At 68.5% G+C, this 22090-nt stretch carries 22 protein-coding genes; 7 read left to right on the forward strand and 15 right to left on the reverse strand.

Annotated elements, in window-relative coordinates:
* Nucleotides 1-166: 166 nt before the first annotated feature.
* Nucleotides 167-490, reverse strand: coding sequence for a preprotein translocase subunit YajC (gene yajC, locus ASJ79_RS26860; RefSeq protein WP_067961925.1), 324 nt, complete (start codon nucleotides 488-490; stop codon nucleotides 167-169).
* A gap of 327 nt (nucleotides 491-817) precedes the next feature.
* Here yajC and gabT point away from each other — a divergent pair, with 327 nt between their 5' ends.
* Complete coding sequence (gene gabT / locus ASJ79_RS26865; RefSeq protein WP_067961927.1) at nucleotides 818-2161, forward strand: 4-aminobutyrate--2-oxoglutarate transaminase; 1344 nt, start codon at nucleotides 818-820, stop codon at nucleotides 2159-2161.
* Between the two features lie 18 nt (nucleotides 2162-2179).
* A complete protein-coding gene (locus ASJ79_RS26870) occupies nucleotides 2180-3613 on the forward strand; it encodes a gamma-aminobutyraldehyde dehydrogenase (protein ID WP_067961929.1) in 1434 nt (477 codons plus the stop codon).
* Here ASJ79_RS26870 and ASJ79_RS26875 read toward each other — a convergent pair.
* Nucleotides 3601-3966: a hypothetical protein gene (locus ASJ79_RS26875; protein ID WP_067961931.1), complete on the reverse strand. Its 366-nt coding sequence runs from the start codon at nucleotides 3964-3966 to the stop codon at nucleotides 3601-3603. The genes ASJ79_RS26870 and ASJ79_RS26875 overlap by 13 nt on opposite strands.
* Before the next feature lie 279 nt (nucleotides 3967-4245).
* On the opposite strand from ASJ79_RS26875, the gene car reads away from it, so the two are divergent.
* Nucleotides 4246-7731: a carboxylic acid reductase gene (car, locus tag ASJ79_RS26880; protein WP_067961933.1), complete on the forward strand. Its 3486-nt coding sequence runs from the start codon at nucleotides 4246-4248 to the stop codon at nucleotides 7729-7731.
* Here the strand turns inward: car and ASJ79_RS26885 are convergent, their stop codons facing one another.
* From ASJ79_RS26885 to ASJ79_RS26910, 6 genes are all read right to left on the reverse strand, one after another.
* Complete coding sequence (locus tag ASJ79_RS26885) at nucleotides 7732-8406, reverse strand: hypothetical protein (RefSeq protein WP_067961935.1); 675 nt, start codon at nucleotides 8404-8406, stop codon at nucleotides 7732-7734.
* A 121-nt stretch (nucleotides 8407-8527) separates the two neighbouring features.
* The gene (locus ASJ79_RS26890; protein ID WP_082754091.1) at nucleotides 8528-9448 is read right to left on the reverse strand and encodes an alpha/beta fold hydrolase; all 921 of its coding nucleotides are present in this window, start codon (nucleotides 9446-9448) and stop codon (nucleotides 8528-8530) included.
* A 51-nt stretch (nucleotides 9449-9499) separates the two neighbouring features.
* Nucleotides 9500-10567, reverse strand: coding sequence for a Holliday junction branch migration DNA helicase RuvB (gene ruvB / locus ASJ79_RS26895; RefSeq protein WP_067961937.1), 1068 nt, complete (start codon nucleotides 10565-10567; stop codon nucleotides 9500-9502).
* A 3-nt stretch (nucleotides 10568-10570) separates the two neighbouring features.
* Complete coding sequence (ruvA, locus tag ASJ79_RS26900) at nucleotides 10571-11158, reverse strand: Holliday junction branch migration protein RuvA (RefSeq protein WP_067961939.1); 588 nt, start codon at nucleotides 11156-11158, stop codon at nucleotides 10571-10573.
* Entirely contained in the window at nucleotides 11155-11733 is a 579-nt protein-coding gene (gene ruvC / locus ASJ79_RS26905; protein WP_067961941.1) for a crossover junction endodeoxyribonuclease RuvC, read from the reverse strand. Before ruvC ends, ruvA begins: the two co-directional genes overlap by 4 nt.
* A 78-nt stretch (nucleotides 11734-11811) precedes the next feature.
* Complete coding sequence (locus ASJ79_RS26910) at nucleotides 11812-12423, reverse strand: TetR/AcrR family transcriptional regulator (protein ID WP_067961966.1); 612 nt, start codon at nucleotides 12421-12423, stop codon at nucleotides 11812-11814.
* 62 nt (nucleotides 12424-12485) lie between these two features.
* Here ASJ79_RS26910 and ASJ79_RS26915 point away from each other — a divergent pair, with 62 nt between their 5' ends.
* On the forward strand, nucleotides 12486-13331 hold the full coding sequence (locus ASJ79_RS26915) for an alpha/beta fold hydrolase (protein ID WP_067961943.1): 846 nt from the start codon (nucleotides 12486-12488) through the stop codon (nucleotides 13329-13331).
* Here ASJ79_RS26915 and fmdA read toward each other — a convergent pair.
* Both fmdA and ASJ79_RS32870 read right to left on the reverse strand, forming a co-directional pair.
* Complete coding sequence (fmdA, locus tag ASJ79_RS26920) at nucleotides 13315-14580, reverse strand: formamidase (protein WP_067961945.1); 1266 nt, start codon at nucleotides 14578-14580, stop codon at nucleotides 13315-13317. The two genes, ASJ79_RS26915 and fmdA, sit on opposite strands and share 17 nt — an antisense overlap.
* 10 nt (nucleotides 14581-14590) lie before the next feature.
* Entirely contained in the window at nucleotides 14591-14815 is a 225-nt protein-coding gene (locus tag ASJ79_RS32870; protein WP_067961947.1) for a hypothetical protein, read from the reverse strand.
* 224 nt (nucleotides 14816-15039) lie between these two features.
* Here ASJ79_RS32870 and ASJ79_RS26930 point away from each other — a divergent pair, with 224 nt between their 5' ends.
* Complete coding sequence (locus ASJ79_RS26930) at nucleotides 15040-15294, forward strand: hypothetical protein (protein ID WP_067961950.1); 255 nt, start codon at nucleotides 15040-15042, stop codon at nucleotides 15292-15294.
* A 3-nt stretch (nucleotides 15295-15297) separates the two neighbouring features.
* Here ASJ79_RS26930 and ASJ79_RS26935 read toward each other — a convergent pair whose 3' ends face one another.
* Nucleotides 15298-16053 (reverse strand): YebC/PmpR family DNA-binding transcriptional regulator, encoded by a 756-nt coding sequence (locus ASJ79_RS26935; RefSeq protein WP_067961952.1) that lies wholly within the window; start codon nucleotides 16051-16053, stop codon nucleotides 15298-15300.
* A 161-nt stretch (nucleotides 16054-16214) separates the two neighbouring features.
* Between ASJ79_RS26935 and ASJ79_RS26940 the strand changes: the two genes are divergently transcribed.
* Together ASJ79_RS26940 and ASJ79_RS26945 are read left to right on the forward strand one after the other, a co-directional pair.
* Nucleotides 16215-17936 (forward strand): CocE/NonD family hydrolase, encoded by a 1722-nt coding sequence (locus ASJ79_RS26940; protein WP_067961954.1) that lies wholly within the window; start codon nucleotides 16215-16217, stop codon nucleotides 17934-17936.
* 71 nt (nucleotides 17937-18007) lie between these two features.
* Nucleotides 18008-19219: an acyl-CoA dehydrogenase family protein gene (locus ASJ79_RS26945; protein WP_067961956.1), complete on the forward strand. Its 1212-nt coding sequence runs from the start codon at nucleotides 18008-18010 to the stop codon at nucleotides 19217-19219.
* A 56-nt stretch (nucleotides 19220-19275) separates the two neighbouring features.
* Here ASJ79_RS26945 and pdxT read toward each other — a convergent pair whose 3' ends face one another.
* The 4 genes from pdxT to ASJ79_RS26965 all read right to left on the reverse strand — a co-directional run.
* The gene (gene pdxT / locus ASJ79_RS26950; protein ID WP_067961958.1) at nucleotides 19276-19863 is read right to left on the reverse strand and encodes a pyridoxal 5'-phosphate synthase glutaminase subunit PdxT; all 588 of its coding nucleotides are present in this window, start codon (nucleotides 19861-19863) and stop codon (nucleotides 19276-19278) included.
* Nucleotides 19860-20708, reverse strand: coding sequence for an acyl-CoA thioesterase II (tesB, locus tag ASJ79_RS26955; RefSeq protein WP_067961960.1), 849 nt, complete (start codon nucleotides 20706-20708; stop codon nucleotides 19860-19862). The genes pdxT and tesB overlap by 4 nt, the downstream gene beginning before the upstream one ends.
* A complete protein-coding gene (gene pdxS, locus ASJ79_RS26960) occupies nucleotides 20709-21557 on the reverse strand; it encodes a pyridoxal 5'-phosphate synthase lyase subunit PdxS (RefSeq protein ID WP_051226762.1) in 849 nt (282 codons plus the stop codon).
* Nucleotides 21558-21711: 154 nt separating this feature from the next.
* The coding region (locus ASJ79_RS26965; RefSeq protein WP_156448670.1) for an NUDIX hydrolase at nucleotides 21712-22090 on the reverse strand (379 nt) is incomplete at its 5' end.

The following is a 22090-nucleotide window of genomic DNA, read 5'->3' on the forward strand; positions in this document are numbered from 1 at the left end:
ACACCAGCAGGTAGGCGCCGATGAGCAGTACCAGGAACAGCGCCAGGTAGCGGGCAGGGTGAACCGTCGAAGACGATGCCACGTGTCTACAGTCTCCTCAGATCAGTTCGTCGATACCGCACCAGGGCGCGAAAGCACGAAAAGACTACGCGTTGTCGCTGACTTTTCAGTCAGTCTTGCTGTTGGGCTGATCGGCGATGTCGGCGTCGTCGTCGACATCGACGTCCTCGGCGTCGTCGACGATGCGGTCGCGGACCGCGAGCTTCATCCACGTGGTGACCACGCCGGGCGCGATCTCCAGGTCGACGTAGTCGTCGGTGATACCGGCGATCGTGCCCTTCAGGCCCGACGTGGTGTGGACCTGATCGCCGATCTGCAGGGAGTTGTGCAGGTCGATGGTCGCCTGCATGGCCTTCTTCTGGCGGCGCGACGCGAAGAACATGAACGCGCCCATGATGATGAGCAGGGGCAGGAAAACGACCAGATCCATGTCGGCAGTGTCTCTCTAAAAGTTTCGTATCGGTATTGCGGGCAGGCCATTGGACCTGCAGCAGCGGAAGCCCGCCGTGCGGACTCAGTTGACCAGTGTGCCATTGCGGCCGCTCACGACCACGACCCCGGTCCCGACGCCCATGCCGCACCGGGCGCCGCCCCGGCCGGCCTACGCGACGGAATCCGTCGTCGATCCACGTTCAACATGCCGATTCCGCACCACCCCGGCCGCGATCTCGACGGATCGGCACCTTCAGCGGCTAGGCTCGCACGGTAACGCGGCAATCGTCGAACTCGCAGTTCTGTAGGTCTCTAGGAGGTTCCCGTGAGCGCTCTGGAACAGAGCCGCCACCTCGCCACCGCCATTCCCGGTCCCCGGTCCGCCGAACTGATCGCCCGCAGGAGCAGCTCGGTGGCCCGCGGAGTCGGCAGCACCATGCCGGTCTACGCGGCGCGGGCGTTCGGCGGCATCGTCGAGGACGTCGACGGCAACCGGCTGATCGACCTCGGGTCGGGTATCGCGGTCACCACCGTCGGCAATTCCTCCCCCCGGGTGGTGGAACGGGCCACCGAGCAACTCCACAGGTTCACCCACACCTGCTTCATGGTCACGCCCTACGAGGGTTATGTGGCCGTCGCCGAGGCGCTCAACCGGCTCACACCCGGGGACGGCGACAAGCGGTCCGCGCTGTTCAATTCCGGTTCCGAGGCGGTCGAGAACGCGGTCAAGATCGCCCGCGCCTACACCCGTAAGCAGGCCGTCGTGTCGTTCGACCACGCCTACCACGGCCGCACCAACCTGACGATGGCGCTGACGGCGAAGTCGATGCCGTACAAGCACGGCTTCGGCCCGTTCGCCCCCGAGATCTACCGCGCGCCGCTGTCGTACCCGTTCCGCGACGCCGAGTTCGGTGGCAAGGAGTTGGCCACCGACGGCGAACTCGCCGCACGCCGCGCGATCACCGCGATCGACAAGCAGGTCGGCGCCGACAACCTCGCCGCGGTGATCATCGAACCGATCCAGGGCGAGGGCGGGTTCATCGTGCCCGCCGAGGGTTTCCTGCCGACGCTGCTGGAGTGGTGTCGCGCCAACGGCGTGGTGTTCATCGCCGACGAGGTGCAGACCGGTTTCGCCCGCACGGGTGCGATGTTCGCCTGCGAACACGAAGGCATCGTCCCGGACCTAATCGTCACCGCGAAGGGCATCGCCGGTGGCATGCCGCTGTCGGCGGTCACCGGTCGCGCCGACATCATGGACGCCCCGCACGTCAGCGGCCTGGGCGGGACCTACGGCGGCAACCCGGTGGCGTGCGCGGCCGCGCTGGCCACCATGGAGACCATCGAGTCCGAAGGTCTGGTGCAGCGGGCCGCACAGATCGAGGCGCTGATGAAGGACAAGCTGGGCCGATTACAGGCCGAGGACGACCGGATCGGCGACGTCCGCGGCCGCGGGGCGATGATCGCCGTCGAGCTGGTCAAGCCCGGAACGCTGGAACCCGACCCGGAGCTGACCAGGAATCTGCTCGCCGCCGCGCACCAGGCCGGCGTGATCGTGTTGTCCTGCGGCACGTTCGGCAACGTGCTGCGGTTCCTGCCCCCGCTGGCCATCAGCGACGAGCTGCTGCTCGAAGGCCTCGACGTCCTCGAACTGATCCTGCGTGACCTCTGACCCAAGGAGCTGACTGACATGACCACGGTCCAGAACTTCATCGACGGGCAACTCGTCGACTCCAGCAGCGGCGCCACCATGCCGCTCGTCGATCCGAGCACCGGCGAGCAGTACGGCACCGCGCCGGTGTCCAACGAACAGGACATCGACACCGCGTACGCGGCCGCGGCCAAGGCGTTCAAGGAGTGGAAGAAGACCACGCCGTCGCAGCGGCAGAAGGCGCTGCTGGACTTCGCCGACGAAGTGGAGAAGGCCGCCGACGCGCTCGTCGCCGCCGAGGGCCGCAACACCGGCAAGCCGAACCACGTCACCGCGGCCGAGGAGATCCCGCCGATGGTCGACCAGATCCGGTTCTTCGCCGGCGCGGCACGGGTGTTGGAGGGCAAGTCCGCCGGCGAGTACATGGCCGACCACACCTCGTGGATCCGCCGCGAACCGGTCGGCGTGGTCGGCCAGGTCGCGCCGTGGAACTACCCGATGATGATGGCGATCTGGAAGATCTGCCCGGCCATCGCCGCGGGCAACACGGTCGTCATCAAGCCCAGCGACACCACTCCGGTGACGACGGTGATGCTGGCCGAGTTGGCGGCCAGGCACCTGCCGCCGGGCGTGCTCAACGTCGTCACCGGCGACCGCGTGACGGGCGCGAACCTCGTCGCGCACCCGACCCCGGAGATGGTGGCGATCACCGGTTCGGTGGCGGCGGGCAAGGCCGTCGCGGTCAGCGCAGGCGGCAACCTCAAGCGCACCCATCTGGAGCTCGGCGGCAAGGCTCCGGTCGTCGTGTTCGACGACGCCGACCTCGCGGCCGCGGCCGAAGGCATCGCGACCGCCGCGTACTTCAACGCCGGGCAGGACTGCACGGCAGCGACCAGGGTGCTCGCGTCGGCGTCGATCGCGGCGGACCTCACCGCCGCCCTGGCCGAGCAGGCCAAGGGCGCGACGACGACGTTCGGCCGCCCTGCCGACGACGAGGACGCGTGGGTCCCGCCGGTCAACAACGTCAACCAGATGGAGCGGGTGCTGTCGTTCTTCTCCGACATCCCGTCCCACGCCACCGTGGCGGTCGGCGGAAATCGTCAGGGCGACAAGGGTTTCTACGTCGAACCCACGGTGATCGGCGGGCTGCGCCAGGACGACCGGCTGATCCAGCAGGAGATCTTCGGCCCCGTCATCACCGTGCAGTCGTTCTCCGACGAGGACGAGGCGGTCGGCTGGGCCAACGGGGTCGAATACGGGTTGGCGTCGTCGGTGTGGACCAGGGACGTCTCCCGCGCCCTGCGGGTGTCCAACGCGCTCGACTTCGGCTGCGTCTGGATCAACACGCACATCCCGCTGGTCGCCGAGATGCCGCACGGCGGTTTCAAGTCGTCAGGCCACGGCAAGGACCTGTCGATGTACGGGCTGGAGGACTACACGCGTATCAAGCACGTGATGGCCTACACCGGCTGAACGCCGGCGCGGACGAAGTCCACGAGAATGCCGCGGATCTCGTCCGCGGTGAGACCGTCGCCGTCACCGTCGACGTCATAGGCGATCAGATCGGAGATCACGTCCTCCCCCGGCCGGGCGCACCGGTAGGCCACCAACACGTCGAGATAGGCGCCGAACTCGTCGCAGACGCGGCTGTCGTCCAACCGGGTCGCCCACTGGGCGATCCGCCACCAGTCCCGCTCAGGGGCGCCGAGTGCGACACACACTCCGCACAGCCGCGGGCCGAGGACGATGGCGGCGACGTCGTCGCGGGCGCTGGGCGACAACCGCGCCGAGAACAACTCGGTGAGCCTCTGCGACTGCGGATGCACGCTCGCACCTCCTGGACAATTAGGCAAGCTATTCATCCACGCTAATCGCAGGCGTGCGACAGACCTGCGCCCGCCGCGGGAATGTGGGCCGATTAACGCCGGGCGGCAGGGTGTGGCGTGGCCCGCACTCGTCACGAGTTCGCCTGTGCCACAACTAATTCACAGCACGTTGCCAGCTCGCGGGCCTATCATCGGGAAATATATTTAGTTTTACTAACGTAGTTTCTTGTGGGCGCAGCGTCGCGTCCCTCCTGACTCGCGATCTCTCGGAGGACGACCATGTCTACTGATTCCCGCGAAGAGCGTCTCGCCCGTCGCATCGCCGAACTACAGGCCACCGACCCCCAGTTCGCCGCCGCCGCGCCGGATGAGGGCATCTCCCACGCCATCGACCGTCCCGGGATGCACCTTCCCGAGATCATGCAGACGGTGCTCGACGGTTACGCCGATCGGCCCGCCCTCGGCCAGCGTGCCGTGCGTTTCGTCGACGACGCCGAAACCGGCCGCACCACCGCCGAACTCCTTCCCCACTTCCAGACCATCACCTACGCCGAACTGGCCGGCCGCATCCGCGCCGTGACCGCCGCCCTGACCGACGTGAGCCCGGGTGACCGGGTCGCGCTGCTCGGCTTCACCAGCGTCGACTACACCACCGTCGACATGGCGCTGGCGATGATCGGTGCGGTGTCGGTACCGCTGCAGACCAGCGCCCCGGTCGCCACCCTGCGGCCGATCGTCGCCGAGACCGAGCCGGTGGTGGTCGCCTCGTCGGTCGACGCGCTCTCCGATGCCGTCACCCTGGTCCTGGACGCGCCGACGGTGGCCCGCCTCGTGGTGTTCGATCACCACGGCGAGGTCGACGACCACCGTGACGCCCTCACCGCGGCGACCGACCGCCTGCGCCACGCCGGCGCCACGGTCGAGATCGAGACCATCGCCGAGCTCATCGACCGTGGCGCCAAAGCGCCTGCACGCGAGCCCTTCTCGCCGGACGACGACACCCTGACACTGCTGATCTACACCTCCGGCAGCACCGGCGCTCCCAAGGGCGCCATGTACCCCGAACACCTCGTGGCCAATTCGTGGCGACGTTCCACCCGCGCGAGCTGGGGCGATCACGGAGCTCTTCCGTCGATCTCGCTGAACTTCCTGCCGATGAGCCACATGATGGGCCGTGGGTTGCTCTACGGCACCCTGGGCGCCGGCGGGACCGCGTACTTCGCCGCCAAGAGCGATCTTTCGACGTTCCTGGAGGATCTCGCCCTGGTGCGCCCGACCCAGCTCAGCTTCGTGCCGCGCATCTGGGACACCGTGTTCGCCGAGGTATCCAAGGAAATCGAGCGCCGGTCAGCCGACGAGGCCGCGGTGTTGGCCGATATGCGGCACACGCTGCTCGGTGGTCGCTATGTGATGGCGATGACGGGTTCGGCACCGCTGTCACCAGAGATGAAGACATTCGTCGAGAACCTGCTCGACATGCACCTGATCGACGGATACGGATCCACCGAGGCCGGGGCGGTGTTCGTCGACGGCCAGGTGCAGCGTCCACCGGTCATCGACTACAAACTGGTCGACGTCCCCGACCTCGGCTACTTCGCCACCGATCGCCCCCACCCGCGCGGTGAACTGCTCGTCAAGTCCGAGACCCTGTTCCCCGGTTACTACAGGCGTCCCGACGTCACCGCCGAGATGTTCGACGAGGACGGCTACTACCGCACCGGCGACATCGTCGCCGAGACCGCACCGGATCGACTGGTCTACCTGGACCGCCGCAACAACGTCCTCAAGCTGTCGCAGGGCGAGTTCGTCACCGTCTCGAAGCTGGAGGCGCTCTTCGGCGACAGCCCGCTGATCCGCCAGATCTATGTGTACGGCAACAGCGCACGTCCCTACCTGCTGGCCGTGATCGTGCCGACCGAGGCCGCCCTGACGAGCGGTGACGTGAAAACTGCTGTGGCCGAGTCGCTTCAGGACGTCGCGAAGTCCGCAGGTCTGCAGTCCTACGAGATCCCCCGCGATTTCCTGATCGAGACCACCCCGTTCACGCTGGAGAACGGAATGCTGACCGGCATCCGTAAGCTCGCCCGCCCCAGGCTCAAGGAGCGCTACGGCCAACAGCTGGAAGCCCTCTACACCGAACTCGCCGAGGGGCAGGCCGACGAACTGCGCGAGCTGCGCCGGTCGGGCACCGCGCGTCCGGTGCCGGAAACCGTCAGCCGCGCCGCGGCGGCGCTGCTCGGCACCGCCGCCGGCGATCTGCAACCCGACGCCCATTTCACCGATCTCGGTGGTGATTCCCTGTCGGCGTTGACTTTCGCGAATCTGCTCCGCGACATCTTCGATGTCGAGGTTCCCGTCGGCGTGATCGTCAGCCCCGCCACCGATCTACAGTCGCTGGCCGAGTACATCCAGACCGAACGCCGGCACGGTACGACGCGACCCACGTTCGCGTCGGTCCACGGACGTCCGGACGAGGTGACCGAGGCGCATGCGCGCGACCTGACGTTGGACAAGTTCATCGACGCCGCCACGCTGGGCACCGCTGCCGGCCTGCCGGGACCGAGCACCGAGGCCCGCACCGTGCTGCTGACCGGCGCGACCGGCTTCCTCGGCCGCTATCTGGCACTCGAGTGGCTGGAGCGGTTGTCGCTGGTCGGCGGCAAGCTGATCTGCCTGGTGCGCGCCAAAGACGATGCGGCGGCACGCAATCGGCTGGACCGCACGTTCGACAGCGGAGACCCGGAGCTGCTGGAGCACTACCGCCGGCTGGCTGCCGACCACCTCGAGGTGATCGCCGGCGACAAGGGAGAGGTGGACCTCGGACTCGATGCACCGACGTGGCAGCGGCTCGCGGACACCGTCGACCTGATCGTCGACCCGGCCGCGCTGGTCAACCATGTGCTGCCCTACAGCCAGCTTTTCGGTCCGAACGTCGTGGGCACGGCGGAACTGATCCGCATCGCGCTCACCACGAAAGTGAAGCCGTTCGTGTACACGTCCACGATCGGGGTCGGGGCCGGCATCGAACCGGGCAAGTTCACCGAGCACGCCGACATCCGGCAGATCAGCGCGACACGCAGTGTCGACGACAGCTACGCCAACGGCTACAGCAACAGCAAGTGGGCCGGGGAGGTGCTGCTGCGCGAGGCGCACGACCTCTGCGGCCTACCGGTCTCGGTGTTCCGTTGCGACATGATCCTGGCCGACACCACCTACGCGGGTCAGCTGAACCTGCCGGACATGTTCACCCGCTTGATGCTGTCGCTGGTCGCCACCGGAGTCGCGCCCGACTCGTTCTACCAACTCGATGCCGACGGCAACCGGCAGCGGGCCCACTACGACGGCCTGCCGGTGGAATTCATCGCCGAAGCGATCTCCACGCTCGGCCTGCACGTCGTGTCGGGCTTCGAGACCTATCACGTGATGAATCCCTACGACGACGGCATCGGGCTCGACGAGTACGTCGACTGGCTCATCGAGGCGGGATATCCGGTGCGGCGCGTCGGCGACTACCCGACCTGGCTGCAGCGGTTCACCGTGGCGGTCAACGCGCTGCCGGACCGGCAACGGCAGGCCTCGCTGCTGCCGCTGTTGCACAACTATCAGCATCCGGAGGTGCCGATCCGGGGTTCGATCGCGCCCACCGACAGGTTCCGAGAAGCTGTGAAGGACGCGAAAATCGGTCCGGACAAGGACATCCCGCACGTGACGCCACAGATCATCGTGAAGTACATCACCGATCTGCAGCGCCTCGGGCTGCTCTAGCTAGACCGGCATCCTGTCGCGACGAACCTTGTCGCGGCGCCGGCCGAACAACCCGTGCCGCCTGCGGCCCGCCGGCTCGGTCACCGGCGTGGACTGAGTCCCGGCGATGGTGCTGTCCGGGGCGGGGGCCCCCTCGACGGGGCCGGTCACGGGGTGCGGTTCCGTCGTCGATACGCGGGCGTCGCGGTACGCGATGTCGCGGACACTGCGCACCGACAGCCGGCCGACCGCCATCGCCGCGAGGAACACGATGAGGGCGCCCAGACCGGAGAAGTACGTCAGCTCGAGCCACACCTGCTTGGTTTCGTTGGCTGCCACCGGCTGGCCGGCCCCGCCCAGGCCCAGCGGGCCGGCGACGGCACGTCCCACGACGAACCAGGCTCCGGCGGCCACCGCCAACCAACCGCCGAGCATCGCGGTGGCGCGGTTGCGGGACGCGAAAAGCAGCAGACCGCCGACGACGGCGACCGCTCCCGGCAGCACCTCGAGCCACCCGCGCCCCGCGGTCCAGGTCCACGGCTGGTCCGGCGTGAACGCGAAGTCGAACTGCGGCCCGACGAACGGCACCAGCGCACCCCAGACGCCCAGCGCCACGATCAGCAGGCCGCTGACCGCACCGCGGCTCCTGGGTATCTGCATCACGCCTCGCCGGCCCTGGTTGGTTGTGTCGATCATGATTCCTCCTCGGGTGGATGCCAGTGGGTACCCGCCCGACCGGGGGCATAACCAGAGGTTGACGGGTCGATGAGCGGCCCGCATTGCCAGAACCGCACGCGGGTGATCGTGGGCGGGTTAGTCAGTTGCCTGAGCGGCGGACCCGCTCGACGACGTCGACGATCGCGTCGGCCACCGCACGCGGCTGGTAGAGCATCATGTTGTGCCCGCTTCCCGGCACCAGCACGTTGACGGTTCCCAGCGCGCCGGCGAGCAGGTCGTTGGCGCGGTGGATCTGCGCCTGCGTGTAGGTGTCGGGGGTCAGCTGACGCGGCGGCGGGAACCTGTCGCCGCTGAGCACGACGGCGGGGACCCTCGGCAGCGGTGGCGCCGCGGCGACCGCCGCGAAAGCCTGCTCAAACCACACGCTCTCGGCAGGCGCCCGGCCCTCCAGACCACTGGCGAAGAAGGCCGCGTTCTGCGCTGGGCTTCCGACACCGGGCAGGAACTCCGACGTCGGCTCGACGAACACCAGCCCGGAGACCAGGTCCGGATGCCGGCGGGCCAGCAGATCCAGGACCAGTCCGCCGTACGAGTGCGCGGTGAACACCAGCGGCGTGGGCAGCCCGGCGGCCCCGATCAGGGCCACGATGTCGTCGACGTCCTGCTGCAGCTGGTGCGGCTGCGGCACCGGGGTGGATCTCTGCTCTCCGTCCGGGCGGGTGTCGGGCCGGTCGTAGGCGCACACGCGGGTTGCCCTCGCGGCGGTCGGTTGGGTCGCGTCCGGGCTCGGAATAGGGTCGGCGATCTCGATGTCGTCGTACGGCGTCGACCAGACCGGGTCGTCAGGACCGATGACGTGGTTCCACACCTCGGCGTAGCTGCCCATGCCCGGGATGATGAAAACCGTTGGGCTGCCGGATCCCTGGCAGTCGAGGAACATCGTGCGCCCGCCGCCGAGGTCCACCGCGCCGGGAACGGCCGGCGGCGAAGCGGTGCTGGTCCCACACCCGGACATCGCGGCGAGCACCGCCGCGATCGCGCCGAACCGACGCCAGCTCACAGCCGCGACGTTACCGCGTAGGGCCGGGCACCAGCAGCTTTATCGCCCTCGTCAGTCGAACAGACCCGTCTGACCGAGTCCGACGGCACCGGCGGGTGGCTTCAGCCCGAGATGTGTCCACGCCTGCGCGGTGGCGACGCGCCCGCGCGGGGTGCGCGCGATCATCCCGGCCCGCACCAGGAACGGCTCGCACACCTCCTCGACCGTGGTGGCTTCCTCACCCACGGCCACCGCCAGCGTCGACACCCCGACCGGACCGCCGCCGAAGCTGCGCGTCAACGCCGAGAGCACCGCCCGGTCGAGCCGGTCGAGCCCGAGCTCGTCGACGTCGTAGACCTCGAGTGCGTACTTGGCGATGTCTCGGGTGATGACCCCGTCGGCACGGACCTCGGCGTAATCCCGGACGCGGCGGAGCAGCCGGTTGGCGATCCGCGGGGTGCCGCGGGACCGGCGGGCGATCTCGGCGCCGGCGTCGGCGCCCAACTCGATGCCCAGGATGCCGGCCGAGCGGGCCAGTACCCGTTCCAGCTCGGCGGGTTCGTAGAAGTCCATGTGCGCGGTGAACCCGAACCGGTCTCGCAACGGACCGGTCAGTGCGCCCGACCGGGTGGTCGCGCCGACGAGGGTGAACGGGGCGACCTCCAGCGGAATCGACGTGGCGCCGGGGCCTTTCCCGACGACGACGTCGACGCGGAAGTCCTCCATCGCCAGATAGAGCATCTCCTCGGCGGGCCGGGCGATGCGGTGGATCTCGTCGATGAACAACACGTCGTGCTCGACGAGATTGGACAGCATCGCGGCCAGGTCACCGGCGCGTTCCAGGGCCGGTCCGGACGTGACCCGCAGCGAGGAACCCAGTTCGGCGGCGATGATCATCGCCAGCGAGGTCTTACCCAGGCCGGGAGGCCCGGACAGCAGGATGTGGTCCGGGGTACCGCCACGGTTCTTCGCGCCCTCGATCACCAGCTGCAGCTGCTCGCGTACGCGTGGCTGGCCGATGAACTCCCCCAGCGACCGCGGGCGCAGGCTGGCGTCGATGTCTCCCTCACCGACGGTCAGCGCCGGTGACACCTCCCGCTCGTCGGGTTCCTCCGCCGGGCCTTCTGAGAAGCGACCCATCTGCTACTTCTTCCCCAGCATGGACAGCGCGGCGCGCAGCGCGCCCGCCGTAGTGGCCTCCGGATCGTCGGCGAGCACCTTGTCGGTGGCCTCCTCGGCCTGCTTCTGCGCGAAACCGAGACCGACCAGTGCCTCCACCACCGGCCCGCGGATGCCGTGCCCGCCGACCGCGGCGACGCCCGCCGACGGCGAGGAGCCCACCTTGTCGCGCAGTGTCAGCACCAGCAGTTCGGCGGTCTTCTTGCCCACCTTGGGGATTCGGGTCAGCGCGGTCACGTCGCCGTCGCCGATCGCCTGCCGCAGGGACGGCCCGTCGTACATCGCCAGCGCACCCAGCGCGATGCTCGGCCCTATCCCCGACACCCCGAGCAGCGTGAGGAACAGGTCGCGGGCATCGGAATCGGCGAAGCCGTACAACGTCATCGAGTCCTCGCGGACGATCATCGCGGTGATCAGCCGCGCCTCCGTCCCACGCCGGAGCGTGGCCAGGGTCGCCGGGGTGGCCATCACCTTGTAGCCGACACCGGCCGCCTCGATCACGACGTGGTCGAGGGCGATGTCGAGGACCTCGCCGCGGACCGCGGCGATCACCGCGCGCTCCGTGACATCTGACCGGCCTTCGCCTTCAGGGTGGCCCGGTACCTGCGGCGCTGCTCGGCGGCCATCGCCTCCGCTTCGGCCATCCGCGCGATCATCGGCGCCCGCCAGCAGTGGCAGATCGCCAGTGCCAGCGCATCGGCCGCATCGGCGGGGGTCGGCTTCTGTTGCAGCGCAAGGATTCTGGTGACCATCTCGGTGACCTGAGCTTTGTCCGCACGTCCGTTGCCGGTGACCGCGGCCTTCACCTCGCTGGGGGTGTGGAAGTGCACGTCGATGTCGCGCCGGGCGGCCGCCAACGCGATCACCCCGCCGGCCTGCGCGGTGCCCATCGCGGTGTTGGCGTTCTGGTTGGAGAACACCCGCTCGATGGCGATCACATCCGGGACGTGGGTGTCCATCCAGTGTTCGACCGCGTCGCTGATGGCGAGCAGCCGATGCGCCAACGGGTGGTCTGCCGGTGTGCGCACCACGTCGACGTCCAGGGCGATCACCTTGCGCCCGCGGCCACTCTCGATGACCGACAGGCCACATCTGGTCAGGCCGGGGTCGACACCCATCACCCGCACGCCAGCCCCTTCTCGCAACAGAACACTTGTTCGAGAGCTTAGCGGCTACCGCCGACGGTGCGCGGCAGGACACGCGGGTCACCCGGCGGGTGGCGCGGCCTCGGCGGCGACGCGGGACGACAGCGCGATTCCGCGGTACCGGCCACCCAGTGCGCCGCCGGCCGCCAGCAGCGGTGCGGTGTCGCGCAGGGTGCGCGCGAGCAGGAACGCGCCCTCCAGCGCCGAGATCAGCGCCAGCGTGACCTGCCGGCCCAGGCCCTCGTCGAGCCCGCGGGACACGAAGTACGCGGTGCCACCCTCGATCCACGCGGTGAAGATGTCGCCGCCGGCCGCGCGCAGCTCCTCGACCGTGTCGGCGACCTCGCCCGCGACGCTGGCGACCGGGCACATGTTGACGAAACCCGCCTCGGCCATGTCCGTCGCGGCCTGCGTGAAGACCCCGTCGACGGCCTCCCCCAGGTCGGTGTAGCCGTCGATCACCGTCGGGATCAACAGCCCGTAGGCGAGGCCCGCGTTCGTCAGCGCCTCCCGGGCGATCTGCACCTTGCCGCCGCGGAAGTGGTGGTACAGCGACCCGATCGGCGCTCCCGAGGCTTCGGCGATGTCCTTCATCCCGACACCGGCGTAGCCCCTGCGCCGCATCAACTCGACCGCCGCGGTCAGGATCGCCTCCCGCGTGGACCTTGCCATCGCCACCTCCTCGTGCCAGGCTAGAGCATACGTTCTAGAACGATCATTCTAGCGGAGGTGCCATGAAGACGGTCCAGCTCGGCGCCGGGCAGATGCAGTACCGCGAGGAAGGCACACCGGACGGTCCGCCCGTCGTCCTGCTGCACGGCCTGCTGATGAACGACACCCAGTGGGATCTCGCCCTCCCCCACCTGCCGTCCGGCTTCCGCTACCTGTTGCCGGTCCTGCCGATGGGCGGGCACCGCATCCCGATGCGCGAGGACGCCGACCTGACCCTGCCCGGGATGGTCGGCATCGTCGCGGACTTCCTCGACGCGCTCGGTCTGACCGACGTCACGCTCGTCGTCAGCGACTGGGGCGGCCCGCTGTTCCTGACCGACCTCGGCCGCGACCACCGGGTGGCGCGGCTGGTGATCTGCCCGGCGGAGGCCTTCGACAACTTCCCGCCGGGACTGCCCGGCAAGGTCGCGTGGCTGGCCAGTCGCACCACCGGCACCGTGTGGCTGGCGATGCGTCAACTCAAGGTCGGCTGGCTGCGCCGCCGGCGGCCGATGTTCGGGATGATGGCGAAACGTCCTGTCCCGCAACCGATTGTCGATGACTGGCTGCAGCACGGGCTCACCGACCGCCGGATCCGCCGCGACCTGGTCAAGTACTGCCGCACCAGGTTCGACAGCGAGGACCTGATCCGGGCCACCGGCCGCCTCACCGGGTTCGACGGGCCCGCGCTGGTGCTGTGGACCGACAACCCGGTGATGCCCGCCGAGCACGGGCGCCGGCTGGCCGACCTGCTCCCCCACGGCCGACTGCAGACGGTCGACGACGCCTATGTGCTGGTGATGCTCGACCAGCCCGCGAAGACCGCGCAGGCGATCGGTGGTTTCCTGGCCGTCACCGCTGCCCGCTGAACGACGCCCGCGGCGCCCCGATACCGGGATCGATCCTGACCGGTCCGGCGGCCGACGGCGCGACCGGGAAGTCGAAGATCGCGGTCGGGATGTACACGGTGGCGCAGGCGTTGGGGATGTCCACCACCCCGGACAACCTGCCCTCGATCGGCGCCGCACCGAGCAGCAGATAAGCCTGTTCGGGGCTGTAGCCGAACTTCGTCAGATAGTCGATCGCGTGCAGGCAGGCGCGCTGATAGGACAGGTGGGAGTCCAGGTACCGCTGTTCGCCGTCGAGGGTCACCGAGGTCCCCGAGAACGCCAGCCACTCGGAGTACTGCGGGTCGGTGTTGCCCGGCATGAAGATCGCGTTCTCGCCGACGCCGTAGGTCTCCATTCCGCCGGGGATGACGTCGACCCGCAAGTCGATGAATCCGCCCATCTCGATGGCGCCGCAGAAGGTGATCTCCCCGTCGCCCTGCGAGAAGTGCAGGTCGCCGACCGACAGGTTCGCACCGTCGACGAACACCGGGTAGAAGATCCGGCTGCCCTTGGTCAGGTTCTTGATGTCCTGGTTGCCGCCGTTCTCCCGCGGGGGCGCGGTGCGGGCCGCCTCGGCGGCCGCCGTGGCGAACGCGTCCCCGGTCAGGCTGCCCAGGATCGCGTCCTGCGGCTCGGGCGGCAGCGCCAGCGGCGGAACACGGTCCGGATCGGTGGCGATCAGCGCGGCTTCCCGGGTGTTCCACGTGGAGAGCAGTTGCGCCGACGGCGCGGTGCCCATCAGTCCCGGGTGGACGATCCCGGTGAACTCCACGCCCGGCACGTGCCGTGAGGTCGCTTTCTGACCGGAGAAGTCCCAGATCGCCTTGTAGGCGTCGGGGAACTGCTCGGTGAGGAAGCCGCCGCCGTTGCGGGTCGCGAAGATCCCGGTGTACCCCCAGCCCTGACCGGCCAGCGGTCCGGAATCCTCCTGCGGGATCGGGCCGACGTCGAGGATGTCGACGATCAGCAGGTCCCCGGGTTTGGCGCCGTCGACCGCGATCGGGCCGGACAGCGTGTGCACCGTGGTCAGCGGCGCGTTGAGGATGTCCTCGGCGGAGTCGTCGTTGTGGATCGCACCGTCGAACCACTCCCGGCAGTGCACCCGGAACGAGTCGCCCTTCTTGACCGTCACCGCAGCCGGGATGTCGGGATGCCACCGGTTGTGACCGACCTTCTCCTGATCGGTGAACTTCTTCGTGGAGTCGAGCGGAAAGACGACGTCGGGCATGGCAACTCCTTCAGGGCCGCGGGAGGGTCTGGTGCAGCGGGTTGGTGGTGACCTTGCGCCGAGAGGCCCCCGGCGGCGGTGCCGCGACGACCGCCGGAGCGTCGGCCGACCCTCGGGTGGCGTCTTGGAGCGCCATCGCGACACCGCCGGAACGGCCCAGGTGAGGCGCTGCGATCATGCGGCGCGCCGTCCCCCGGCACACCGGACAGTCGATCTCGTCGGGACGACTCGCCATCGGGTGCAGCTGCCGAGTGACGCCACAACCGGATCGGCATCGAAAAGCGTAGAGAATCAGAGCAATCCCCCTTGCCGGTCGGAGGAGAGAAGCGGGGATGAACGCCACCCTACCCAGTGACGGGGGTGCCCGCCCGGCGTTCGACCAAGGGGGGATGAAAACCGGCACCGCCGGCGCTTCAGATAGCGGGGCTAATCAACACATCCCGCACGAGGAGAACACCGATGAACAGATTCCGTCGACTGTCGGTCACCGGCCTGGTTGCCGCGGGCGCCGCTGCGGCACTGATCGCAGCGCCCGCCGCCACAGCGGCCACGCATCTCGACTGCACCTACACCGCACCCGGCAACAGCCTGTGCGAGTCAGCGGGCAACGCCCAGATCGTCGCCACCCCGACCGACGTCCCCTACCCGGCCTGGGGCGCCTACCCGTACGGAGTGCACGTCTTCAGGGGTGGCCACCATCACCACCTCCGCTGACCGTCACTCCTGTTCGAGCTCGGCGGCGACGTCGTCGGGGATGTCGATGTTGGTGTAGACGTCCTGGACGTCGTCGCTGTCTTCGAGCGCGTCCACGAGCTTGAGCACCTTGCGGGCCGCCTCCAAGTCCACCGGGACGGTCACCGAGGGCTGGAAGCTGGCGTCCGCGGACTCGTAGTCGATCCCGGCTTCCTGCAGTGCGGTCCGCACGGCAACCAGATCCGTTGGCTCCGAGATGATTTCGAAGCTGTCACCGAGGTCGTTGACGTCCTCGGCGCCGGCGTCGAGGACCGCGGCGAGCACGTCGTCCTCGGTCAGACCGTTCTTCTCCAGCGTGATGACGCCCTTGCGGGAGAACAGGTAGGCCACCGAGCCGGGATCGGCCATGCTGCCACCGTTGCGCGTCATCGCCACCCGAACCTCGCCGGCGGCACGGTTGCGGTTGTCGGTCAGGCATTCCACCAGCACGGCGACCCCGTTGGGTCCGTAGCCCTCATACGTGATGGTCTGCCAGTCGGCGCCGCCAGCCTCTTCACCGCTGCCGCGCTTGCGCGCGCGCTCGATGTTGTCGTTGGGCACCGAGCTCTTCTTGGCCTTCTGGATGGCGTCGTAGAGCGTCGGGTTACCGGCGGGATCCCCGCCACCGGTGCGCGCGGCCACCTCGATGTTCTTGATCAGCTTGGCGAACATCTTCCCGCGACGGGCATCGATGACGGCCTTCTTGTGCTTGGTGGTGGCCCACTTGGAATGGCCGCTCATGCAGTACTACCTTCTTCTCTGTCCGCTGGCGTCTTGAGTCCGGTCGACAAGTCTACGCGGGAGCAGGCCGGCGCCGAACCCCGTCACCCCAGGTCGACCACGCGGCCGGCATCAGCCGCACCAGCGCCTCACCGAGCCGTTTTTCAACATAGCGTGAAACGATGTCTCCGCACCCACGCCACTTGAACGGCCCCCAGGACACCGGACGCGAGTACCGCAACCTCAGTGAACCGCTCTACGGCGTAGCCCACCTCGTCAACCAGCGGGTGCCGACGCGTGACGGCGTCGAACTGATGGCCGACGTCCACCATCCCGACCGCGGGGGCGCCTTCCCCGTACTGATCGCCGCCTCGCCCTATCCCCGCCAGATACAGGACCTCGGGGCGCCGGCGGGGTTCATCGAAGCGGGCGCCACCGATTTCTGGGTGTCGCGCGGGTACGTCCATGTCATCGCCAATGTCCGCGGCACCGGCGGTTCGGGCGGCACCTTCGGCTTTTTCGATCGTCAAGAGCGCAGCGACATGTACGACCTCGTCGAATGGGCCGCCGCGCAACCGTGGTGCGACGGGAACGTGGGCATGATCGGGATCAGCTACTTCGCGATGACCCAGTTGGAAGCCGCCGTCGAGCGACCCCCACACCTGAAGGCGATCTTCCCGGTGGCCGTCACAGCCGACCTTTACGACGCCGCGTCCCATCACGGACTCACCAGTTCGTCGTTCGTCACACCGTTCCTGTCGATGATGGGTCTGACCTCGGACCGCAGCGACGCATTCTGGCGACGCAACCCGGCCATCGGGCTCGCGCGCCGGGTACTGCACACCACGAAGCTGCACCAGAAGTTCGCGACGATGAACGGCGAGGCAGCGGTCACGATGATGCGCCAACTGCTCAAGCTGCCCCATCAGCCGTATCCGTGGGACGAATTGTGGCTGGACACGATGGTCAGGCATCCGGTGCGCGACGAGTGGTGGCAGCAACGCAACCTGCTCCCGCTGCTGCACAACGTCGACATCCCGGTCTACCTCGGCTGCGACTGGGAGAACGTGCCGCTGCACCTGCCTTCCACGTTCACCACGTGGAAAGCCTTGCAGCACAACCCGAACGTGCGAATGGCGCTGCTCGGACAATTCGGCCTCACATGGCCGTGGGAGAGCCTGCACGTGGAGGCGCTGGCCTGGTACGACCACTGGCTCAAAGGTCGCGACACCGGCATCATGGACGGGCCGCCGGTGCGCTACGTGTTACCCGGAGCGGACGGGTGGCACACCAGCTCGACCTGGCCACCGACCGCAACCTACCGGCGGTGGGCGCTCCGCGCGGACGGCGTGCTCTCAGACGACGAGGGCGAACCCGGCCGCCGGGAATACCTGACCCTCGGCACCGGGCTCAACCGGGCCAAGGCCAGTCCGATCGATCCCCCGTCGATGTTGACGTGGACGTCCGCTCCGCTGGACCACGACCTCGACATCGTGGGCGCCATCGAGCTGGCGCTGGAGGCGTCGGCCACCGCCATGGACACCGCCTGGATGGCGACGCTGCAAGACCTCTCCCCCGACGGCGAGGTCACCGACGTCACCGCCGGCTGGGTACGGGCGAGCCTGCGCAAAGTCGACGAGGCCACCAGTTCTGTCGGCGCCCCGGCACTTCCGTGTGACGAGCCGGAGGCGGTGCCGGTCGGACAGTCGGTCAGCTATCGGATTCCGTTGACACCCAACGCTCGTCGATTCGCCGCCGGACACCGCATCCGGCTCGCGGTGTACAGCGACGACCAGGATCCGGCAGTCCCGGCGATCATGAACTTCCGGCACGCATCCGTCGGCACCAGCAGCGTGAACACCGTCCACTCGGCATCACGGCTGCTGCTACCGGTGCTCGCCTGACTCACGGCCGCGCTGTTACTTGGCACACACCGCATGGCCGGTTATCTTACTCCGCAGTAAGATCGCTGTTCATGACGTTCTCCCTGGAGTTGTCCTCCGACCTGCTCGACGTGCAGAAGTGGGTCCACGAGTTCGCCGCCGACGTGGTGCGGCCCGCCGCCGCCGAGTGGGACGAGCGCGAACAGACACCGTGGCCGATCATCCAGGAGGCCGCCAAGGTCGGGCTCTACTCCATGGAGTTCTTCGCCGAACAGGCCGCCGAACCCTCGGGCCTGGGCATGATCGTGGCGTTCGAGGAGATGTTCTGGGGCGATGCCGGCATCGCGCTGGCGATCCTCGGCACCGGCCTGGCCGCGGCGTCGGTGGCCGCCAATGGCACCCCCGAACAGGTCGGTGAATGGGTGCCGCAGATGTTCGGCTCCGTCGACGATCCCAAGGTCGCCGCGTTCTGTTCCTCCGAACCCAACGCCGGCTCCGATGTCGGGTCGATCCTGACCCGCGCCCGCTACGACGAGGCCACCGACGAATGGGTGCTCAACGGCACCAAGACCTGGGCCACCAACGGCGGCATCGCCAACGTCCACGTCGTGGTCGCGTCGGTGTATCCGGAGCTCGGCACCCGCGGGCAGGCGTCGTTCATCATCCCGCCCGGCGCGCCCGGCCTGAGCCAGGGCCAGAAGTTCCTCAAGCACGGCATCCGCGCCTCACACACCGCTGAGGTGGTGCTCGACGACGTCCGGATCCCCGGCCGCCTGATCGTCGGCGGCAAGGACAAGTTCGACGCGCGGATCGCGAAGGTCCGCGAGGGCAAGCGGGCCGCCGGCCAGGCCGCGATGGCCACGTTCGAGCGGACCCGTCCCACCGTCGGCGCGATGGCGGTCGGAGTGGCGCGCGCCGCCTACGAGTACGCCCGCGACTACGCCTGCGAGCGTGAGCAGTTCGGCCGCAAGATCGGCGAATTCCAGGCGGTCGCGTTCAAGCTCGCCGACATGAAGGCCCGCATCGACGCCGCCCGGCTGCTGGTCTACCGCGCCGGCTGGATGGCCCGCAACGGCAAGGAGTTCACCTCCGCCGAGGGGTCGATGGCCAAGCTGGTGGCCAGCGAGACCGCGGTGTACGTGACCGACGAGGCGATCCAGATCCTCGGCGGCAACGGGTACACGCGCGAGTATCCGGTCGAACGGATGCACCGCGACGCGAAGATCTTCACGATCTTCGAGGGCACCAGCGAGATCCAGCGGCTGGTGATGGCGCGCGCCCTGACCGGCCTCCCGCTGCGCTGAGTCCCGCGTGATTTCGGCGTAGTTGGTCACGCCTGCGTTGACGAACTACGCCGAAATCACGGGAGGGAGTCGACGAAAAGCTTGTGGACGCGGCGGTCGCCGGTCACCTCGGGGTGGAACGCGGTGGCGAGCATCCTGCCCTGCCGCACCGCGACCGGATGTCCGGCCGCACGCGCGAGCACCTCGACACCGGGTCCGACCCGCTCGACCCACGGCGCGCGGATGAACACCGCGTGCACCGAGCCGTCCAGGCCTTCGAAGTCGACGTCCTCCTCGAACGAGTCGACCTGACGTCCGAAGGCGTTGCGGCGGACCGTCATATCGATGCCGCCCAGCGGAAGCGCCTGACGTCCGGCCACCCCGGCATCGACGATGTCGGTGGCCAGCAGAATCATGCCCGCGCACGAGCCGTAGGCGGGCATCCCGTCGGCGAGCCGGGCCCGCAGCGGCTCCAGCAGCTCGAACTCGCGCAGCAGGTGGCTCATCGCGGTGGACTCGCCGCCCGGGATCACCAGCGCGTCGACGGAGTCCAACTCGGCGCGCCGCCGGACGGTGCGCGCCTGCGCCCCGGCCTCCCGCAGCGCCGCGAGGTGTTCACGGGTGTCCCCCTGCAGTGCCAGCACCCCGACCTGCGCGGCGCTCACCCGCGCCCCGGGGTGAAATCGCGCATGTAGCGCGTCAACCCCTCCTGCATCACCGCGGCGACCATCTCGCCGTAGCGGTTGTAGATTTTGCCCTGGGTCAGGGCCCGGCCGCCGCACGCCGACGGCGACGACTGGTCGTACAGCAGCCATTCGTCGGCGCGGAAGGCACGCATGAACCACATCGCGTGGTCGAGGGAGGCCACCATCAGGTGCCGCCGCTCCTCGATGTGATTGACCTGGGCCGAGCCCAGCAGCGTGAGGTCGCTCATGTAGGCCAGCGCGCAGATGTGCAGCACATGGTCGTCGGGCAGCGGGTCGCGGTGCCGGAACCAGACCTGCTGCTGGGACGCCTTGCCTTCGCGCACCCCGAGGCGGTCGCGCGGGACGATCCGGACGTCCCATTCGTCGAACTGCCGGAAGCTGGCGTCGTCGAACACCTTGCTGCTGGACTTGAAGTCCGGGATGTCGTCGGGCGGCGGCGCGAACGGCATGGCGTCCTGATGTTCGATGCCGCTCTGGTCGGTCTGGAACGACGCCGACATCGAGAAGATCGTCTCGCCGTGCTGGATCGCGGTGACCCGCCGGGTGCAGAACGAGCCGCCGTCGCGGATGCGCTCGACGGTGTACACCGACGGCGCGCGGGCGTCGCCGGGCCGCAGGAAGTAGCCGTGCAACGAGTGCACCTGGAACTTCGGGTCCACCGTCCGCACCGCGGACACCAGCGACTGGCCGGCCACGTGCCCGCCGAAGGTGCGCTGCAGGAACCCGGACTCGGGGCTGAACACGCCGCCGCGATAGATGTTGACCTCGAGCTGTTCCAGATCGAGGATCTCTTCGATCGCCACTTACCAGCCGCGCTCGGCCAGGCGGTGCGGGACGGGGATGTCGTCGACGTTGATGCCGACCATCGCCTCGCCGAGTCCGCGCGACACCTTGGCCAGCACGTCGGGGTCGTCGTAGAACGTGGTGGCCTTGACGATCGCCGCCGCGCGCTCGGCGGGATTGCCGGACTTGAAGATGCCCGAGCCGACGAACACGCCCTCGGCGCCGAGCTGCATCATCATCGCCGCATCGGCCGGGGTCGCGATACCGCCGGCGGTGAACAGCGTCACCGGCAGTTTGCCGGCCCGCGCCACCTCGACGACCAGATCGTACGGAGCCTGCAATTCCTTTGCCGCCACGTACAATTCGTCCTCCGACAGCGACGTCAACCGGCGGATCTCACCGCCGATCTTGCGCATGTGGGTGGTCGCGTTGGACACATCACCGGTACCGGCCTCACCCTTGGAGCGGATCATCGCCGCCCCCTCGGTGATCCGCCGAAGCGCCTCACCGAGATTGGTCGCCCCGCACACGAACGGCACGGTGAACTTCCACTTGTCGATGTGGTTGGCGTAGTCGGCCGGGGTGAGCACCTCGGACTCGTCGACATAATCGACCCCGAGGCTCTGCAGGATCTGCGCTTCGACGAAATGGCCGATCCGCGCCTTGGCCATCACCGGGATGGTGACCGCGTCGATGATGCCCTCGATCATGTCCGGATCGCTCATCCGCGACACCCCGCCCTGGGCCCGGATATCGGCGGGAACCCGTTCGAGCGCCATCACCGCGACCGCGCCGGCGCCCTCGGCGATACGCGCCTGCTCCGGGGTGACCACGTCCATGATCACGCCGCCCTTGAGCATCTCGGCCATCCCCCGCTTGACCCGCGCGGTTCCGCGGGCGGGAGTTGCCGACCCTTCCCGGGGCGTTTCGGATTCCACTGCGTTCTCCTTAAATCGCTACCGATCCAGTCTAAGTGTGGCCGCAAATCCATTCGATCCGCCGCGAACAGCGATGCTGCTCACATCACCGGATGGATCGCAGCGGGCTCTCCGTCGGCGCACCCGGTGAGTCGGCCAGCGCGTTCGCCTCGTCCAGAAGCTCGCGCAGTTGCCGGGGGTACACGGTCTCACCGTTGGCGACCAGCTCGTCGATCATTGTCGCATCGCACCACCGGTGACCGTGAATGTAGGTGCGTTCCAGCCCCGAGCGGCCCGCGTCCGACGGCTCGAACCGCGTGGTGCGGTGCACGAAGTACATCTCCTCGCTGCGGACCACCGAGCCGTTGAAGTCGATGACGGCGTCGCGGCGCCACACCGGACCCACCATCAGCTCAGGCGGCACCAGCAGTCCGGTCTCCTCGTACAGTTCCCGCGCCGCGGCCTGGGCCAACGACTCCCCGACC

The sequence above is a fragment of the Mycobacterium sp. NAZ190054 genome, from assembly GCF_001545925.1.
In the GTDB taxonomy this organism is placed as follows: domain Bacteria; phylum Actinomycetota; class Actinomycetes; order Mycobacteriales; family Mycobacteriaceae; genus Mycobacterium.

Bases quoted from the DNA above. Each gene is read 5' to 3' on its own strand.
- yajC (WP_067961925.1), bottom strand. From the start codon at position 490: ATGGATCTGGTCGTTTTCCTGCCCCTGCTCATCATCATGGGCGCGTTC.
- ASJ79_RS26870 (WP_067961929.1), top strand. From the start codon at position 2,180: ATGACCACGGTCCAGAACTTCATCGACGGGCAACTCGTCGACTCCAGC.
- car (WP_067961933.1), top strand. From the start codon at position 4,246: ATGTCTACTGATTCCCGCGAAGAGCGTCTCGCCCGTCGCATCGCCGAA.
- ASJ79_RS26885 (WP_067961935.1), bottom strand. From the start codon at position 8,406: ATGATCGACACAACCAACCAGGGCCGGCGAGGCGTGATGCAGATACCC.
- ruvB (WP_067961937.1), bottom strand. From the start codon at position 10,567: ATGGGTCGCTTCTCAGAAGGCCCGGCGGAGGAACCCGACGAGCGGGAG.
- ASJ79_RS26910 (WP_067961966.1), bottom strand. From the start codon at position 12,423: ATGGCAAGGTCCACGCGGGAGGCGATCCTGACCGCGGCGGTCGAGTTG.
- ASJ79_RS26915 (WP_067961943.1), top strand. From the start codon at position 12,486: ATGAAGACGGTCCAGCTCGGCGCCGGGCAGATGCAGTACCGCGAGGAA.
- fmdA (WP_067961945.1), bottom strand. From the start codon at position 14,580: ATGCCCGACGTCGTCTTTCCGCTCGACTCCACGAAGAAGTTCACCGAT.
- ASJ79_RS32870 (WP_067961947.1), bottom strand. From the start codon at position 14,815: ATGGCGAGTCGTCCCGACGAGATCGACTGTCCGGTGTGCCGGGGGACG.
- ASJ79_RS26930 (WP_067961950.1), top strand. From the start codon at position 15,040: ATGAACAGATTCCGTCGACTGTCGGTCACCGGCCTGGTTGCCGCGGGC.
- ASJ79_RS26935 (WP_067961952.1), bottom strand. From the start codon at position 16,053: ATGAGCGGCCATTCCAAGTGGGCCACCACCAAGCACAAGAAGGCCGTC.
- ASJ79_RS26940 (WP_067961954.1), top strand. From the start codon at position 16,215: ATGTCTCCGCACCCACGCCACTTGAACGGCCCCCAGGACACCGGACGC.
- ASJ79_RS26945 (WP_067961956.1), top strand. From the start codon at position 18,008: ATGACGTTCTCCCTGGAGTTGTCCTCCGACCTGCTCGACGTGCAGAAG.
- pdxS (WP_051226762.1), bottom strand. From the start codon at position 21,557: ATGGCCGAGATGCTCAAGGGCGGCGTGATCATGGACGTGGTCACCCCG.